Origin of the sequence: Pseudomonas khorasanensis, assembly GCF_014268505.2 — a bacterium.
Lineage (GTDB): Bacteria > Pseudomonadota > Gammaproteobacteria > Pseudomonadales > Pseudomonadaceae > Aquipseudomonas > Aquipseudomonas khorasanensis.
Window position 1 is genome coordinate 47,835 of the sequence record NZ_JABWQP020000004.1, and the last position, 18,215, is coordinate 66,049.

An 18,215-nucleotide genomic window follows, 5' to 3' on the forward strand; every position below is an offset into this window, starting at 1 on the left:
AAGCCCGGTGGGCTTTTCCTCGTTGCTGAAAAAGGCGTCCCTTGGGGGCGCCTTTTTTGTGTCCGCGATTTGGCTGTCCACTGCCCAGGCTTTTTGTCCCGCGCCTTCGGGGCTGACGACGGTGGCAGTGCAGCGCGTGGTTGATGGCGACACGGTGCGCCTGAGTGATGGCCGCAGCGTGCGCATGATCGGCCTCAATACGCCTGAACTCGGTAAGCAGGGGCGCAGCGATGAACCCTTCGCGGTCGCGGCGCGCAAACGCCTTGAAGCGTTGGTGGCCGAGAGCGACGGACGGGTCGGTTTGCGTCCCGGCAAGCAGGCGAAAGACCATTACGGGCGCACGCTTGCGCACCTCTATGGTGTCAGTGGCGCTAATCTCGAGGCGCAAATGCTCGCCGATGGCTTCGGGTTCCATGTCGCGGTGGCGCCAAATGTCGACCTTGTAGCCTGTCAGCAAGCGGCCGAGCGCAGTGCGCGGCAGGCCGGGCGGGGCATCTGGCGGCAATCGCCAGTGCTCAATGCGGAGCATATCCAGCGTTCCGGCTTCACCGTGGTCAGCGGTCGTGTGAGCAAGGTTCAGCGCAATCGTGGCGGAATCTGGATCGAGTTACAGAACGCGCTTGTATTGCGTGTTGCACCCAATCAGGTCGGCCAATTCGACGTCTCTCGCTTGCAGGCGCTGAAAGGCCAGCAAGTCGAGGCGCGGGGCTGGGTTGTTGATCGCTCGCGGCGTGGCGGCTTGCAACCGGACCAGCCACGCTGGATGTTGCCACTCACCGATCCTTCGATGCTGCAAAGCGCTCGCTGAACAAAAATTGTAGACATTTTTCAAGCTGATTGTGAACAGTCCAGCCCTTGCACGCCGTGGCTCTTGGCCCAAAGTCGTAGGGCAGGGCGCTTGACAGCGGTGACTGCCCAGTCTTGTGGGGACTTTGCGAGGCGCGTATCCTCGCTGACCAGTCTGTCCAACAGTAAAAAGCGGAATGCCAAAATGTCTGATCTGAAAACTGCCGCTCTCGAATATCATGCCAATCCTCGTCCAGGGAAGCTGAGTGTCGAGCTCACCAAGGCCACTGCTACCGCCCGCGACCTGTCGCTGGCCTACAGCCCCGGCGTAGCTGAACCAGTGCGCGAGATCGCTCGCGATCCTGAACTGGCCTACAAATACACCGGCAAGGGCAACCTGGTTGCAGTCATTTCCGATGGCACCGCGATTCTGGGCCTGGGCAACCTCGGCCCGCTGGCTTCCAAGCCAGTGATGGAAGGTAAAGGCGTGCTGTTCAAGCGCTTTGCCGGCATCGACGTTTTTGACATCGAAGTCGACTCCGAAAGCCCGCAAGCCTTCATCGACACCGTAAAGCGTATCTCCATCACCTTCGGTGGCATCAACCTGGAAGACATCAAGGCGCCAGAGTGCTTTGAGATCGAGCGTGCTCTGATCGAGCAGTGCGACATTCCGGTGTTCCACGATGACCAGCACGGCACCGCGATCGTGACCGCTGCGGGCATGATCAACGCTCTGGAAATCGCCGGCAAAACCCTGCCGGAAGCCAAGATCGTCTGCCTCGGCGCCGGCGCTGCCGCCATCTCCTGCATGAAACTGCTGGTGAGCATGGGCGCGCGCATTGAAAACATCTTCATGGTTGACCGTACCGGCGTGATCCACTCTGGCCGTGACGACCTGAACCAGTACAAAGCCGTGTTCGCCCACGCTACCGACAAGCGCACCCTGGCTGACGCCTTGCAGGGCGCTGACGTGTTCGTTGGTCTGTCCGGCCCGAACCTGCTGAGCGCTGAAGGCCTGCTGTCAATGGCTGCCAACCCGATCGTGTTCGCCTGCTCGAACCCGGACCCGGAAATCTCCCCGGAACTGGCGCACGCCACCCGCAGCGACGTGATCATGGCCACCGGCCGTTCGGACTACCCGAACCAGGTCAACAACGTACTGGGCTTCCCGTTCATCTTCCGTGGTGCCCTGGACGTTCGCGCCAAGCGCATCAACGAAGAGATGAAAGTAGCTGCCGCCAACGCCCTGCGTGAACTGGCCAAGCTGCCGGTTCCTCAGGACGTGTGCGATGCCTACGGCGGTGCCCCGCTGGAATTCGGCCGTGAGTACATCATTCCGAAGCCAATGGACAAGCGCCTGATCACCCTGATCTCCGACGCTGTGGCCAAGGCTGCTATCGAGACTGGTGTGGCAACCCTGCCGTATCCGAAGAACTACCCGCTGAAAAGCGTGGATGACGTGTTCAACGGCTAAGTCGTTGTAACGCTTCAAGCAAAAGCCCCGGTTCGTGAGAGCCGGGGCTTTTTGTTTGTTCGGATCAAAAGATCGCAGCCTTCGGCAGCGCCTACTATTTATCGCGGGATCGGCAGCGATCTCGTAGAAGCTGCCGAAGGCTGCGATCTTTTGATTTTGCTTCAAGGCATAAAAAAACCCCGCGCTTCTCACGAAGGCGGGGCTTTTCAATGCTTCAGGATCAGAACAGATCGATCGGCGCCTGCTCGTCTGCCGGCAGTGGGCTGCCTGGTACTGCACCGTTGCCCAGCTCGTTGACCGATGGCGGTGTGTCCTCGGCCTTGAACAGCTCGAAGTAAGCGCCCGGCGTGCTCGGCGTTGCAGCGCGGCCGCTCACCGGATCCACCCGCAGACTCAGCAGGCCTTCCGGTTCAGGCTGGACGTGCGGCGGCTTGTCCTTGAGCGCAGCGGCCATGTAGTTCATCCAGATCGGCAGCGCCACGGTGCCGCCGAACTCGCGGCGACCCAAGCTTTCGGGTTGATCGAAACCGGTCCAGACCGTGGTCACGTAATCGGCGTTGTAACCGGAGAACCACGCGTCTTTCGATTCGTTGGTGGTACCCGTTTTGCCGGCGATATCGCTGCGACCCAGCGCGAGCGCACGTCGACCGGTGCCGAGCTTGATCACATCCTGCAGCATGCTGTTGAGGATGTACGTGGTGCGGCCATCGACAATGCGCTCGGCCACGGCCGGTGCCTGCGGTGCGGCAGCGTTGCTTGGAGTTTCACCGGCAATCGGGGTCTGACCGACGGTGAACGACTCCGGCGTTGGTGCTGCGATGCCGTCTGTCGCCGTGCCACCCTGCGGCACGGTCGGCGGGTTGGCGACGAACAGCGTGTCGCCGTTGCGGCTTTCGATCTTGTCGATGATATACGGCGTGATCTTGTAGCCGCCGTTGGCGAAGGTGCTCCAGCCGGTGGCGATCTCCATGGGCGTCAGCGTCGCCGTACCCAGCGCCAGCGACAGGTTCGGCGGCAGATCCTGCTTGTTGAAGCCGAAACGGGTGATGTAGTCGATGGTCTTGCCCACGCCCATCGCCTGCAGCAGGCGGATCGAGACGAGGTTGCGCGACTTGTAGAGCGCTTCGCGCAGGCGGATCGGGCCGAGGAAGGTGTTGGTGTCGTTCTTTGGCCGCCAGACCTTGTCCAGGTACTCGTCGACAAACACGATCGGCGCATCGTTGACCAGGGTGGCCGCGGTGTAGCCGTTGTCCAGCGCAGCGCTGTAGACGAACGGCTTGAAGCTCGAGCCCGGCTGACGCTTGGCCTGCATGGCGCGGTTGTAATTGCTTTGTTCAAAGGCGAAACCACCGACCAGCGAGCGGATCGCACCGTTCTGCGGGTCCAGCGACACCAGTGCGCCCTGGGCCTGTGGGATCTGGCTGAATTTGAGCGAATTGTCTTTCTGGCGCTGCACGCGAACCAGATCGCCAACCTGCGCAACATCCGACGGCTGGCGCGGGTTGGCGCCCATGCTGTTGGTGTTGAGGAACGGCCGCGCCCACTTCATGGTTTCCCAGGCGACATGTTCCTCGCCGGTGCGCGTCAGCACTTGCAGGCCGGTCTTGTCGACCTGGGTGACGATGGCGGGTTCCAGGCTGCTGATCGTGCGCTGCTTGGTCAGTTCGCTGGCCCAGGCTTCGCGGGTCTTGCCCGGCAGACGCGATTCCGGGCCACGGTAGCCGTGACGCTGATCGTAGGTCATCAAGCCTTCGTGCAGCGCGGTGTTGGCCATTTCCTGGAGGTTGCTCGGCACCGTGGTGGTGACGCGGAAACCTTCGGTATAGGCGTCGCTGCCATAACGGCCGACCATTTCGGCCCGGGCCATTTCGGCGATGTACGGTGCGTTCACTTCCGGGGTCGGCACGTGATAGCTGGCGTTCAGCGGCTCGTTGACCGCAGCGGTGTAGTCGGCTTCGGTGATCTTGCCGAGCTTGTACATGCGCCCGAGGATCCAGTCACGACGTTCCTTGCTGCGCGCTGGATTGGCCAGCGGGTTGAAGCGCGACGGGGCTTTAGGCAGACCGGCGATCATCGCCATCTGTGCCAGCGTGACGTCGCGGATCGACTTGCCGTAATACACCTGCGCCGCCGCCTCAATGCCATAGGCGCGGTTGCCCAGATAGATCTTGTTGACGTACAGCTCAAGGATTTCGTCCTTGGTCAGCTGTCGTTCGATCTGCAGGGCGAGAAGAATTTCGGTGGTTTTGCGCGAGAAGCTGCGCTCACTGGTGAGGAAGAAATTCTTCGCCACCTGCATGGTGATGGTGCTGCCGCCGGACTGAATGTGACCGCTTTTGACCAGTTGGGTCGCGGCGCGCATCAGGCTGCTCGGATCGACGCCATAGTGGTTGGCAAAATTGTCGTCTTCAGCACTTAGTAACGCATTAATGAAATTGGGGGGAATGTCGGCGAAACGGATCGGCGTGCGGCGCATTTCGCCAAACTCTGCGATCAACTTGTCGTCGCTGCTGTACACGCGCAGAGGAATCTGCAACTGAATGCTTCTCAGCGCCTCCACAGACGGCAAACCCGGACTAAGGTAAAGAAACGCGCCGCTGAGACCTAACAACAGTCCGCAGAAAACGGCGACGATGGACCAACCGAAAAATTTCAGCAGACGAATCAAGGCTTTTGGACACCCAGGGCAAAGAATGAATTTGGCACGGGGCTCCGGCGACACACAGAGCCATCCGCGCTGGCAATAAAAAGCGGAAAAAAACGCTGGGCATTATAAGCACTTTTCCGTCGGGGGCGTCATTGGCGCTTCTGTCAAGACGGGGGTGAAGGAACGCAATGCGTATTACAGAGTCCGTAACTCACGGAAAGTCATAGGGAATTGGTAGTGCTGGGACTCTTCAATAAAAAGACCAATACGTTACTGGGGATCGACATCAGCTCCACGTCGGTGAAGCTGCTGGAACTGAGCCGTCAGGGCGAACGCTACCGGGTCGAGGCCTATGCGGTCGAGCCGTTGCCGGCCAATGCCGTGGTCGAGAAAAACATCGCCGAGCTGGAAGGTGTCGGTCAGGCGCTTAGTCGGCTGCTGGTCAAGGCCCGTACCGGAACCCGGAGCGTGGCGGTGGCGGTGGCCGGCTCCGCGGTGATCACCAAGGTCATCGAAATGGACGCCGGGCTTTCCGATGACGAACTGGAAAACCAGCTGAAGATCGAGGCCGACCAGTACATTCCCTATCCGCTGGATGAGGTTGCCATCGACTTCGAAGTCCAGGGCGTATCGCCGCGCAACCCGGAACGGGTCAACGTGCTGCTCGCAGCCTGTCGCAAGGAAAATGTCGAAGTCCGTGAAGCGGCGCTTGCGCTCGCCGGGCTGACGGCCCGGGTGGTGGACGTTGAAGCCTACGCACTGGAGCGCTCGTTCGGCCTGCTGGCGACGCAGCTGGCGGCTTCTCAGGAGCGCTTGACCGTGGCAGTGGTCGACATTGGCGCCACCATGACCACCCTTAGCGTCCTGCACAACGGCAAGATCATCTATACCCGCGAGCAGTTGTTCGGCGGGCGCCAGCTCACCGAAGAGATCCAGCGTCGCTACGGCCTGACGGTCGAGCAGGCGGGGCTGGCGAAAAAGCAGGGCGGCCTTCCCGATGATTACGTCAGCGAAGTCCTGCAGCCGTTTCGCGAGGCGCTGGTGCAGCAGGTTTCACGCTCTCTGCAGTTTTTCTTCGCCTCTGGCCAGTACAACGCGGTCGATCACATTCTGCTTGCCGGAGGTACAGCCTCGGTGCCGGGGCTGGATCGCCTGATCGAGCAGCGCCTGAACACCCCGACCCAGGTGGCCAACCCGTTTGCCGACATGGCCCTCGGGAGCAAGGTCAACGCCGGTGCCCTGGCCAGTGACGCGCCGGCGCTGATGATTGCCTGCGGGCTCGCGCTCAGGAGTTTCAACTGATGGCGCGGATCAACCTTTTACCGTGGCGCGAAGAGCGCCGTGAAGAGCGGCGCAAACGCTTTCTGCTGGTATTGATCGGCGTACTGGCCGGTTCGATCGGCGCGGTGCTCATTGCCGAGCAGATCATCAGCGCTGCCATTGAGCGACAAATGGCGCGCAACGATTACATCGGCAAACAGATCGCCGTGGTCGACGAGCGCATCAGGCAGATCAGCGAACTCAAGGCGCGCCGCCAGCAACTGGTCGAGCGCATGCGCATCATCCAGGACCTGCAGGGCAACCGGCAGATCAGCGGGCGGATTTTCGATCAGCTGGCGCGTACGTTGCCGGACGGCGTCTATTTCACCGACGTCAAAATGGCCGGCAAGACCCTCTCCATCACTGGCGCGGCGGAGTCCAACAACCGGGTCTCCGAGTTGATGCGTAACCTTGATGCGTCCGACTGGTTCGACGCGCCGAGCCTGAATGAAGTCAAGGCGACCAGCGCTGATCAGGTCGAACAGGCCAATGTCTTTCAACTGACCGTTCGTCAGACCCAGCCCAAAGTCACGGAGGACGAGCAATGAAAGCGTCCGAGTGGCTGGCCAGCCTGCGCAATATCGATTTCAACGACCTGGACACCAGCAATATCGGTTCCTGGCCGCCTGCGGTGAAAACGCTTTGCGGTGCGCTGGTGATGGTGCTGGTATTGGCGCTGGGCTATAACTTTTTCCTCAGTGACATGGAGAATCAGCTCGACCTTACGCGTGAAGAAGAAACCACGCTCAAGGAGCAGTTCGCCAGCAAGGCGCGCCTTTCCGCCAACCTCGAGCTCTACACCCAGCAGATGAAGGAGATGGAAAACACCTTTGGCGTTTTGCTGCGGCAGTTGCCCAGCGACACTGAAGTGCCGGGCTTGCTCGAAGACATTACCCGTACCGGCCTGGGCAGCGGCCTGGAGTTTGAAGAGATCAAGCTGCTGCCGGAAGTGACCCAGCCGTTCTACATCGAACTGCCGATCCAGATCACTGTGACCGGTGCCTATCACGACCTCGCCACCTTCGTCAGCGGCGTCGCCGGACTACCACGCATTGTCACCCTGCACGACTTCGAGCTGGCGCCCGCCAATCCCGAAGAGGGGCCGAAGCTGCGCATGAGCATCCTCGCCAAGACGTATCGCTATAACGACAAGGGGCTGGAAAAATGACCCTGCTTCGTTATGTCGTACTTCCCGTTTTGCTGGCGTTGAGCGGCTGCGGTGGGGGCGACGACTTCAGCGACCTGGACGCCTACCTTAATGAAGTGCGACTGCGCCCACCGGGCAAGATTGAACCAACGCCGACATTCCGGTCTTACCCCACGTTCACCTACAGCGCCGCCAACCTGCGCAGTCCGTTTTCGCGCCAGGCGCGGGTCGATCTGGCTGGGCAGAAGCACGGCTCGCGCAACGTCAAACCCGACCCCGGCCGCGTCAAGCAATACCTCGAAGGCTTCAATATCGAGCAGTTTGAAATGGTCGGCACGATCGCGAACGCCTCGGGCTCCTTTGCGCTGTTACGCGGCGCGGGCGGGGTCCATCGTCTGAAGGTCGGCGATTATCTGGGCCGCAACGACGGCCGCATCGTCGCCATCAGCGCCACCCAGGTCGATGTCGTGGAGATCGTGCCCGACGGCGCCGGCGCCTGGCTGGAGCGGCCGCGCACCATTCCTTTGAAAGAGCACTCATAGTGGAAGTCGAATAATGAACAGGATTTTCTCCACCCTCGGTTTTTCGCTATGGATAGCGCTGGTGTCACCGATGGTATTTGCGGCCAATCTGAAAGCGCTGGATGTCGCGGCGCTGCCTGGTGACCGCGTCGAACTGAAGCTGTCATTCGACGGTCCGCCGCCGTCACCCAAGGGTTACACCACTGAATCTCCAGCGCGCATTGCGCTGGATTTGCCCGGTGTTACGAGTCAGTTGGCCAACAGAAATCTTGATCTGGGCAGCGGCAATGCCCGCACGGCCACGGTGGCCGAAGCCAAGGATCGTACGCGGCTGATTGTCAGCCTGACGCAGCTGGCGCCTTACAGCACCCGGATCGAGGGGAATAATCTGTTTGTGGTGGTCGGTCAGGGCGCCTCCGCAGCGGCGCCTCGCCCGGCCGCTGCTGCACCGCGCGGCGCCACTGCCACTGCGGCGCCTGCCAAATCCTTCGTGCCGCGAAACCGGTCGATTCGCGGCGTCGATTTTCAGCGCGGCACTGAGGGCGAGGGCAACGTGGTCATCGACCTGTCCGATCCGACCATCGCCCCGGACATCCAGGAGCATGACGGCAAAATCATCCTAGGCTTTGCTCGCACGCAGCTGCCGGAAAAACTGCGCGTGCGCCTCGATGTCAAGGATTTCGCCACGCCGGTGCAATTCGTCAACGCTGCGGTCATCGGCGATCGCACGGTGATCAGCGTCGAGCCCAGTGGCACTTTCGACTATTCAACGTTCCAGACCGACAACAAGCTCACCGTCAGCATCCGCCCGATGAGCGTTGACGACCTGCAAAAGCGTAATGCCGACCGCCAGGCTTACGTTGGCGACAAGCTCTCACTGAATTTTCAGGACATCGACGTACGCTCGGTGCTGCAGCTGATCGCGGATTTCACCAATCTCAACCTGGTGGCCAGTGACACGGTGCAGGGCGGCATCACCTTGCGCCTGCAAAACGTGCCGTGGGATCAGGCGCTGGACCTGGTGCTCAAAACCAAAGGCTTGGATAAACGCAAGATCGGCAACGTGCTGCTGGTCGCGCCGGCCGATGAAATCGCCGCTCGTGAGCGTCAGGAACTGGAGTCGCAGAAGCAGATCGCCGAGCTGGCGCCGTTGCGTCGCGAGCTGCTGCAAGTGAATTACGCCAAGGCAGCCGACATCGCCAAGTTGTTCCAGTCCGTCACCAGCGCCGAAGCGAAAATCGATGAACGCGGCTCTATCACCGTCGATGAACGGACCAACAACATCATTGCCTACCAGACCCAGGATCGCCTCGACGAATTACGGCGGATCGTCGCGCAACTGGATATTCCGGTGCGTCAGGTAATGATCGAGGCGCGCATCGTCGAAGCCAACGTCGATTACGACAAGAGCCTGGGGGTGCGTTGGGGCGGCTCGGTGCAGAACAAAGGGAACTGGAACGCCTCAGGGGTCAACGGTTCATCGACGACCATCGGGACGCCGGGCAGCACCAGCACCAACTCGCCGTTCGTCGACATGGGTACGGTCAACAATACGTCGGGGATCGGCATCGCCTTCATCACCGACAACGTGTTGCTTGATCTGGAATTGACGGCCATGGAGAAGACCGGCAACGGCGAGATTGTCTCGCAACCGAAAGTCGTCACCTCGGACAAGGAAACCGCAAAGATCCTCAAAGGCACCGAGATTCCGTATCAGGAAGCCAGTTCCAGCGGCGCTACGTCGGTATCGTTCAAAGAGGCCTCGCTGTCGCTTGAAGTCACGCCGCAAATCACACCCGACAACCGCATCATCATGGAGGTCAAGGTCACCAAGGATGAACCGGACTATCTGAACAAGGTGCAGGATGTGCCGCCGATCAAGAAGAACGAGGTCAACGCCAAGGTGCTGGTGAATGACGGCGAGACCATCGTAATCGGCGGTGTTTTTTCAAATACTCAGAGCAAGGTTGTAGATAAGGTGCCATTTCTTGGCGATGTGCCGTATCTTGGCCGCCTTTTCCGGCGTGATGTGGTTTCGGAGAAAAAATCCGAGCTGCTGGTATTTCTCACTCCGCGTATCATGAATAACCAGGCGATTGCTGTGAGTCGTTGATTCTGTGCGAAATTTGATACTTGTAGGACCGATGGGTGCTGGCAAAAGCACCATCGGCCGATTGCTGGCCAAAGAGCTGCGCCTGCCGTTCAAAGATTCCGACAAGGAAATTGAGCTGCGCACGGGTGCCAATATCCCATGGATTTTCGACAAGGAAGGCGAGCCCGGCTTTCGCGACCGTGAGCAGGCGATGATCGCCGAGCTGTGCGCGTTCGATGGCGTGGTGCTGGCGACCGGTGGCGGCGCGGTGATGCGTGATGCCAATCGCAAGGCGCTGCATGAAGGCGGGCGTGTGGTGTATCTGCATGCCTCCGTCGAACAGCAGGTCGGGCGCACCTCCCGCGATCGCAATCGACCGCTGCTGCGCACGGCCGATCCGGCAAAAACCCTGCGTGACCTGTTGACGATTCGGGATCCGCTGTACCGGGAAATTGCCGATCTGGTGGTGGAAACCGACGAGCGGCCCCCACGCATGGTGGTGCTCGACATTCTAGACCGCCTCGCGCAGTTGCCACCCCGTTAAAGCATCGCCCGAAATGCGCTATCCTCGGCGTCCCGTTACTGCCTGCCGAGGGTGTGGCGGATGGCGCGCCAGCGGCGTCATATCCGCTGAAGCCGCAGAACACAAATAATTCCAGGGCAGGATGCCTGCTTCCATCTTCACTGTGGGGACACATGCAGACACTCAAGGTCGATCTAGGCGAGCGCAGCTACCCGATTCATATTGGCGAAGGTCTGTTGGATCAGCCCGAGTTGCTGGCGCCGCATATCCACGGGCGGCAGGTGGCAATCATCTCCAACGAGACTGTTGCGCCGCTCTATCTTGAACGTCTGACCCGCAGCCTGGGGCAGTTCTCGGTGATCTCGGTGGTATTGCCCGATGGCGAAGCCTTCAAGAACTGGGAAACCCTGCAGCTGATTTTCGACGGTCTGCTGACTGCCCGTCACGACCGCCGCACCACCGTCATTGCTTTGGGTGGCGGTGTGATCGGCGACATGGCCGGTTTTGCTGCCGCCTGCTATCAGCGCGGTGTCGATTTCATTCAGATCCCTACCACGCTGCTGTCCCAAGTCGATTCGTCGGTGGGCGGCAAGACCGGCATCAACCACCCGCTCGGCAAGAACATGGTCGGCGCGTTCTATCAGCCGAACGTTGTGCTGATTGATACCGCTTCGCTGAAAACCCTGCCTGAGCGTGAGCTGTCGGCAGGTCTGGCGGAAGTCATCAAGTACGGTCTGATCTGTGACGAGCCGTTCCTGACCTGGCTCGAAGAAAACGTCGACGCCCTGCGTGCGCTGGATCAGAAAGCCCTGACTTATGCGATCGAACGTTCCTGCGCGGCCAAGGCTGCCGTGGTCGGCGCTGACGAAAAGGAAACCGGTGTGCGCGCCACGCTCAATCTCGGCCACACCTTCGGCCACGCCATCGAGACCCACATGGGCTATGGTGTCTGGTTGCATGGTGAGGCGGTCGCGGCAGGTACCGTGATGGCGCTGGAGATGTCCGCTCGTCTCGGCTGGATCAGCGAGCAGGAGCGTGATCGCGGTATTCGTCTGTTCCAGCGTGCCGGCCTGCCGGTGATCCCGCCTGCAGAGATGACCGAAGCCGATTTTCTTCAACACATGGCAATTGATAAAAAAGTGATCGACGGTCGTCTGCGCCTGGTGCTGCTGCGCCGGATGGGCGAAGCGGTAGTGACCGACGATTATCCGAAAGAGGTTCTACAGGCCACGCTGGGAGCGGATTACCGCGCCCTGGCTCAGCTTAAAGGTTAAAACGATTCCGATGACTAGTTTGCATGCCGACGAGGCGTTTCTCGGCCATTTTCAGTTAAGTCACGACCCCTTCGCGCCACGGGTGCCGGGCTTCAAATTCTTTCCGGCCCAGCGCAAGCCGGTGCTGGGTCAACTGCATCACCTGGCGCGTTACAGCCAGCTGCTGCTGGTGGTGACCGGCCCGCAGGGCAGCGGCAAGACCTTGCTGCGTCAGGCGCTGGTCGCCAGCACGAACAAGCAGTCGGTGCAGAGCGTGGTGGTTTCCGCCCGTGGCGCCGGTGATGCTGCCGGCGTATTGCGCCAGGTGGCGCAGGCGCTGGACGTCGCTCAGGCCGAACTCGGTGCGATTCTGGAGCAAGTGGTGCAGCTTGCCCTGACCGGGCAGGAAGTCTATCTGCTGGTGGACGACGCCGAGCAGCTCGACGAGTCGGCGCTTGAGGCGCTGATGGCGCTGGGCGCGGGCACTCCGGAAGGGCGCCCTCACGTGTTCCTGTTCGGCGAGTCATCGCTGATCGCTCAGCTCGAGGCCTTGCACCTCGAAGAAGAGCGTTTCCACGTCATCGAATTGCAGCCGTACACCGAAGAAGAGACCCGCGAATATCTCGACCAGCGGCTGGAAGGTGCGGGCCGGGGTGTCGAACTTTTCACTGCGGATCAGATCTCTGATATTCACGAAAGCTCCGAGGGCTGGCCGGGCAACATCAACCAGGTCGCTCGCGATGCTCTGATCGAAGTCATGATTGCCAGCCGCTCCGCGGTCAAGCGTCCAAGTATGGGGTTCAACATGCCGAAGAAACACGTATTGGCGATTTCCGCCGTCGTTGTGGTCGCGGTTGCCGCCGCCTGGCTGATGCCGGGTCGCAGCAAGGCACCGACCACCGGTGCTCCGGCCACTGAACAGGCACAATTGCCATTGGGCCAGGGCGCAGCGAATGGCGCCAACCCGTCCGTTGAGTTCGCCGGCAACACCCAGCCGATGCCGCTGCCGCTGGTCGGCAACTCACAACCGGTTATGCGTGGCCCGCTGGCCGAAGCCGCCGGTGGCATTACCGAAGGCGATGACGGTGTGCCGCTGGAAGGCTCCAGCGATACGCCGCCAACCGTGACCACCTCCGCGCCGCCTGCTGGCGTTCCAGCAGGCCCTGCGCCAACACCGGTTCCGGTCCCTGCCGCCAAGCCGGCGCCAACCCCGGCACCGACGCAAATCGCCACGGCCAAGCCTGCTCCGGCAACGCCAGCGCCCGCCGCGAAACCGGCGCCAGCCGCTGCGGCCAAACCGGCCACCGCTGCCAAGCCAGTCACCGTTGCCAAAGCGGCCGGCGGCAGCTGGTACGCCGGTCAGCCGACCAGCAATTATGTCGTGCAGATCCTCGGCACCAGCTCGGAAACTGCCGCGCAGAGCTTCGTCAAGGAGCAGGGCGGCGAGTACCGTTATTTCAAGAAAGTCCTCAACGGCAAGCCGCTCTACGTGATCACCTATGGCAACTTTGCCAATCGTGATGCGGCTGTTTCTGCCATCAAGGCCTTGCCAGCGAAGGTTCAGGCTGGTAAACCTTGGCCTCGCACTGTCGCCAGCGTCCAACAGGAACTGGCAACAACTCGCTGAAGATTCGGCGACCTTACCCAGGTCGCCTCTCCCGGCACCTCAAAATTTCCCCAAGTGCGCGCCGCCTGAAAAGGCCGCGTGCCTTGTGGTGTCTGCGTCACAGTAGTCTTTGAGTCGTTGCGGTCAGAATTTAAAAAAGTTTTGACTAGCACAGCATATCGCTTTAAACCTTTCACAATTGCGACATGAATTTGCGACAGTTCGTCGTCAAATTTGTGAGCCTCTGTGTCGCTGTGTACAATGACCACCCTTTTGCCCCGCCAAGCCGGCGTACGTTCGGCGCGGAATGCAAGTGGTTGAATTGAAAAGAAATTTGCCTCCAATAGAGGCAGCCTGGTGAGAAAGTGTCTATGAAAGCAGGTCTGTACCAACCAGATGAATTCAAGGATAACTGTGGTTTCGGCCTGATAGCTCATATGCAGGGCGAGCCCAGTCATACCCTTTTGCAAACGGCCATCGAGGCCCTGACCTGCATGACCCACCGCGGTGGGATTAATGCCGACGGCAAGACCGGTGACGGTTGCGGTCTGCTGATTCAAAAACCCGACGCCTTTCTGCGAGCCATTGCCCTGGAAAGCTTCGGCGCCGAAATGCCCAGGCAATATGCCGTGGGCATGGTCTTCTTCAATCAGGATCCGGCCAAGGCCGAAGCCGCTCGCGAGAACATGAACCGCGAGATCCTTGCCGAAGGCCTGCAACTGATCGGTTGGCGCAAGGTGCCGATCGACACCAGCGTCCTCGGCCGCCTGGCCCTTGAGCGCCTGCCGCAGATCGAGCAGGTCTACATCGGCGGTGAAGGCCTGAGCGATCAGGACATGGCCGTGAAGCTGTTCAGCGCCCGTCGCCGTTCGTCGGTATCCAATGCCGCCGACACCGACCACTACATCTGCAGCTTTTCGCACAAGACCATCATCTATAAAGGCCTGATGATGCCGGCCGACCTGGCGGCGTTTTATCCAGACCTGAGCGACGAGCGCCTGCAAACCGCGATCTGCGTGTTTCACCAGCGCTTCTCCACCAACACTCTGCCGAAGTGGCCGCTGGCACAGCCGTTCCGCTTCCTCGCCCACAACGGCGAGATCAACACCATCACCGGTAACCGCAACTGGGCGCAGGCCCGCCGGACCAAGTTCACCAATGATCTGATGGATCTGGAAGAGCTCGGCCCGCTGGTCAACCGTGTCGGTTCCGACTCATCGAGCATGGACAACATGCTTGAGCTGATGGTTACCGGCGGCATCGACCTCTTCCGTGGCGTGCGGATGATCATTCCGCCTGCGTGGCAGAACGTCGAAACCATGGACCCGGATCTGCGTGCGTTCTACGAGTACAACTCGATGCACATGGAACCGTGGGACGGCCCGGCCGGCGTGGTCATGACCGACGGTCGCTACGCGGTGTGCCTGCTCGACCGTAACGGTCTGCGTCCGGCGCGCTGGGTTACCACCACCAACGGTTTCATCACCGTTGCGTCGGAAATCGGCGTCTGGAACTACCAGCCAGAAGACGTGATCGCCAAGGGCCGTGTCGGCCCGGGCCAGATCCTTGCCGTGGACACCGAAACCGGACAGATCCTCGACACCGATGCGATCGACAACCGTCTCAAGTCCCGTCATCCGTACAAGCAATGGCTGCGCAAGAATGCCCTGCGCATTCAGGCGACCATGGAAGACAATGACCACGGTTCGGCTTTCTACGACGTCGATCAGCTCAAGCAGTACATGAAGATGTATCAGGTCACGTTCGAAGAACGCGATCAGGTCCTGCGTCCGCTCGGCGAGCAAGGCTACGAAGCCGTCGGCTCCATGGGCGACGACACGCCGATGGCCGTGCTGTCCCAGCGCGTGCGCACGCCGTACGACTATTTCCGTCAGCAGTTCGCGCAGGTCACCAACCCGCCAATCGATCCGCTGCGCGAAGCGATCGTGATGTCGCTGGAAATCTGCCTCGGTGCCGAGCGCAACATCTTCCAGGAGTCGCCGGAGCACGCCTCGCGTGTGATCCTCAGCTCGCCAGTGATTTCGCCAGCCAAGTGGCGTTCGCTGATGAACCTCGACCGTCCGGGTTTTGAACGGGCGATCATCGACCTCAACTACGACGAAAGCCTCGGCCTCGAAGCGGCGATCCGCAATGTCGCCGATCAGGCGGAAGAAGCCGTGCGCGCCGGTCGTACCCAGATCGTGCTGAGCGACCGCCATATCGCCCCGGGCAAACTGCCCATCCACGCCTCGCTGGCGACCGGTGCCGTGCACCACCGCCTGACCGAGAAAGGCCTGCGTTGCGATTCCAACATTCTTGTTGAAACCGCAACCGCGCGCGATCCGCACCACTTTGCCGTGCTGATCGGCTTCGGCGCCTCGGCGGTGTATCCGTTCCTGGCCTACGAAGTGCTCGGCGACCTGATCCGTACCGGTGAAGTGCTGGGCGACCTCTATGAGGTGTTCAAGAACTACCGAAAAGGCATCACCAAGGGCCTGCTCAAGATCCTGTCGAAGATGGGCATTTCGACCATCGCCTCGTACCGTGGTGCGCAGCTGTTTGAAGCCATCGGTCTGTCCGAAGAGGTCTGCGAGCTGAGCTTCCGTGGCGTGCCTAGCCGCATCAAGGGCGCGCGTTTCGTCGACATTGAAGCCGAGCAGAAAGCCCTGGCCGTCGAAGCCTGGAGTCCGCGCAAGCCGATCCAGCAGGGCGGTCTGCTGAAGTTCGTCCACGGTGGCGAATACCACGCGTACAACCCGGACGTGGTCAATACCCTGCAAGCCGCCGTGCAGCAGGGCGACTATGCCAAGTTCAAGGAATACACTTCGCTGGTGGACAACCGTCCGGTGTCGATGATTCGCGACCTGCTCAAGGTCAAGACCCTCGACACGCCGCTGGACATCAGCGAAATCGAGCCGCTGGAATCGGTGCTCAAGCGCTTTGACTCCGCTGGCATCTCGCTGGGCGCACTGTCGCCGGAAGCTCACGAAGCCTTGGCCGAAGCCATGAACCGCCTCGGTGCGCGTTCCAACTCGGGTGAAGGTGGTGAGGATCCAGCACGTTACGGCACCATCAAAAGCTCGAAGATCAAACAAGTCGCCACAGGCCGTTTCGGCGTAACCCCGGAATACCTGGTCAACGCCGAAGTGCTGCAGATCAAGGTCGCGCAAGGCGCCAAGCCGGGCGAGGGCGGGCAACTGCCGGGCGGTAAAGTGAACGGGCTGATCGCCAAGCTGCGTTATGCAGTGCCGGGCGTGACCCTGATTTCGCCACCGCCGCACCACGACATCTATTCGATCGAAGACTTGTCGCAGCTGATTTTCGACCTCAAACAGGTCAACCCGCAGGCACTGGTTTCGGTGAAGCTGGTAGCGGAAGCGGGCGTCGGCACCATTGCCGCCGGTGTGGCCAAGGCTTATGCGGACCTGATCACCATCTCCGGCTACGACGGGGGCACCGGTGCTTCGCCGCTGACCTCGATCAAGTACGCCGGTGCGCCGTGGGAACTGGGCCTGGCTGAAACTCACCAGACCCTGCGCGGCAACGACCTGCGCGGCAAGGTCCGGGTGCAGACCGACGGTGGCCTGAAAACCGGTCTCGACGTGATCAAGGCGGCGATTCTCGGCGCCGAGAGCTTCGGCTTCGGCACCGCGCCAATGATCGCGCTGGGCTGCAAATACCTGCGCATTTGCCACCTGAACAACTGCGCCACCGGCGTTGCGACTCAGAACGAGAAGCTGCGCAAGGACCACTACATCGGTACCGTCGACATGGTGGTGAATTTCTTCACCTATGTCGCCGAGGAAACCCGTGAGTGGCTGGCCAAACTTGGCGTGCGCTCCCTCGAAGAGCTGATCGGCCGCACCGATCTGCTGGAAATCCTCGAAGGCCAGACCGCCAAGCAAAACCACCTGGACCTGACACCGCTGCTGGGCAGCGATCATATTCCGGCAGACAAGCCACAGTTCTGCGGCGTTGAGCGCAACCCGCCGTTCGACAAAGGCCTGCTGGCCGAGAAGATGGTCGAGCTGGCAACCGCGGCGATCAACGACCTCAGCGGCGCCGAGTTCGAACTGGATATCTGCAACTGCGATCGTTCGATCGGCGCACGGATCTCCGGCGAAATCGCGCGCAAGCATGGCAACCAGGGCATGGCCAAGGCGCCGATCACTTTCCGCTTCAAAGGCACGGCCGGGCAAAGCTTCGGTGTGTGGAACGCTGGCGGCCTGAACCTGTACCTGGAAGGTGACGCCAACGACTACGTCGGCAAGGGCATGACCGGCGGCAAACTGGTCATCGTTCCGCCGAAAGGCAGCGTCTACAAGACTCAGGAAAGCGCAATCATCGGCAACACCTGTCTGTACGGCGCCACGGGCGGCAAGCTGTTCGCCGCCGGTACCGCGGGCGAGCGTTTCGCTGTGCGTAACTCCGGTGCCCACACGGTTGTGGAAGGCACTGGCGATCATTGCTGTGAGTACATGACCGGTGGTTTCGTCTGCGTCCTGGGCAAGACCGGTTACAACTTCGGCTCAGGCATGACCGGTGGTTTCGCCTACGTGCTCGATCAGGACAACACCTTTGTTGACCGGGTCAACCATGAACTCGTGGAAATCCAGCGGATCAGCGGCGAGGCGATGGAAGCCTATCGCAGCCATTTGCAGAACGTGCTGAACGAGTACGTCGCGGAAACCGACAGCGAGTGGGGTCGTGAACTCGCTGAAAACCTCGATGATTACTTGCGGCGTTTCTGGTTGGTCAAGCCCAAGGCTGCCAGCTTGAAAACCCTGCTATCCAGCACTCGTGCCAACCCGCAGTGATATGCGCCTGAAGAGTTTGATGAGGTTTT

At 60.7% G+C, this 18,215-nt stretch carries 12 protein-coding genes; 11 read left to right on the forward strand and 1 reads right to left on the reverse strand.

The features are described 5' to 3' along the window. The first annotated feature begins 7 nt into the window (after positions 1 to 7). Positions 8 to 808, forward strand: a complete 801-nt coding sequence (locus HU727_RS11820) for a thermonuclease family protein (RefSeq protein WP_186531905.1) — start codon at positions 8 to 10, stop codon at positions 806 to 808. Positions 809 to 991: 183 nt separating this feature from the next. Then, a complete protein-coding gene (locus tag HU727_RS11825) occupies positions 992 to 2,260 on the forward strand; it encodes a malic enzyme-like NAD(P)-binding protein (protein WP_186531903.1) in 1,269 nt (422 codons plus the stop codon). Between the two features lie 220 nt (positions 2,261 to 2,480). On the opposite strand, the gene HU727_RS11830 is transcribed toward HU727_RS11825, so the two are convergent. Continuing rightward, positions 2,481 to 4,925: a penicillin-binding protein 1A gene (locus HU727_RS11830; protein ID WP_437180408.1), complete on the reverse strand. Its 2,445-nt coding sequence runs from the start codon at positions 4,923 to 4,925 to the stop codon at positions 2,481 to 2,483. 219 nt (positions 4,926 to 5,144) lie between these two features. Between HU727_RS11830 and HU727_RS11835 the strand changes: the two genes are divergently transcribed. The 9 genes from HU727_RS11835 to gltB all read left to right on the forward strand — a co-directional run bounded on the left by HU727_RS11835 (position 5,145) and on the right by gltB (position 18,186). Then, complete coding sequence (locus HU727_RS11835; RefSeq protein ID WP_186531899.1) at positions 5,145 to 6,209, forward strand: pilus assembly protein PilM; 1,065 nt, start codon at positions 5,145 to 5,147, stop codon at positions 6,207 to 6,209. After that, positions 6,209 to 6,775 carry a PilN domain-containing protein gene (locus HU727_RS11840; protein ID WP_186531897.1) on the forward strand — a complete coding sequence of 189 codons (567 nt, stop codon included), beginning with the start codon at positions 6,209 to 6,211 and terminating at the stop codon, positions 6,773 to 6,775. Before HU727_RS11835 ends, HU727_RS11840 begins: the two co-directional genes overlap by 1 nt. Next, positions 6,772 to 7,395 (forward strand): type 4a pilus biogenesis protein PilO, encoded by a 624-nt coding sequence (gene pilO, locus HU727_RS11845; RefSeq protein WP_186531895.1) that lies wholly within the window; start codon positions 6,772 to 6,774, stop codon positions 7,393 to 7,395. Before HU727_RS11840 ends, pilO begins: the two co-directional genes overlap by 4 nt. Next, positions 7,392 to 7,916 carry a pilus assembly protein PilP gene (locus HU727_RS11850; RefSeq protein WP_186531893.1) on the forward strand — a complete coding sequence of 175 codons (525 nt, stop codon included), beginning with the start codon at positions 7,392 to 7,394 and terminating at the stop codon, positions 7,914 to 7,916. Before pilO ends, HU727_RS11850 begins: the two co-directional genes overlap by 4 nt. 13 nt (positions 7,917 to 7,929) lie before the next feature. After that, positions 7,930 to 10,008 carry a type IV pilus secretin PilQ gene (locus HU727_RS11855; RefSeq protein ID WP_186531891.1) on the forward strand — a complete coding sequence of 693 codons (2,079 nt, stop codon included), beginning with the start codon at positions 7,930 to 7,932 and terminating at the stop codon, positions 10,006 to 10,008. A 4-nt stretch (positions 10,009 to 10,012) separates the two neighbouring features. Continuing rightward, positions 10,013 to 10,531, forward strand: coding sequence for a shikimate kinase AroK (gene aroK, locus HU727_RS11860; protein ID WP_186531889.1), 519 nt, complete (start codon positions 10,013 to 10,015; stop codon positions 10,529 to 10,531). 152 nt (positions 10,532 to 10,683) lie between these two features. Further along, positions 10,684 to 11,784 (forward strand): 3-dehydroquinate synthase, encoded by a 1,101-nt coding sequence (aroB, locus tag HU727_RS11865; RefSeq protein ID WP_186531887.1) that lies wholly within the window; start codon positions 10,684 to 10,686, stop codon positions 11,782 to 11,784. Positions 11,785 to 11,794: 10 nt separating this feature from the next. Beyond that, positions 11,795 to 13,390 carry an AAA family ATPase gene (locus HU727_RS11870; protein ID WP_186531885.1) on the forward strand — a complete coding sequence of 532 codons (1,596 nt, stop codon included), beginning with the start codon at positions 11,795 to 11,797 and terminating at the stop codon, positions 13,388 to 13,390. Between the two features lie 350 nt (positions 13,391 to 13,740). Further along, positions 13,741 to 18,186: a glutamate synthase large subunit gene (gltB, locus tag HU727_RS11875; RefSeq protein WP_186531883.1), complete on the forward strand. Its 4,446-nt coding sequence runs from the start codon at positions 13,741 to 13,743 to the stop codon at positions 18,184 to 18,186. The last annotated feature ends 29 nt before the right edge of the window (positions 18,187 to 18,215 follow it).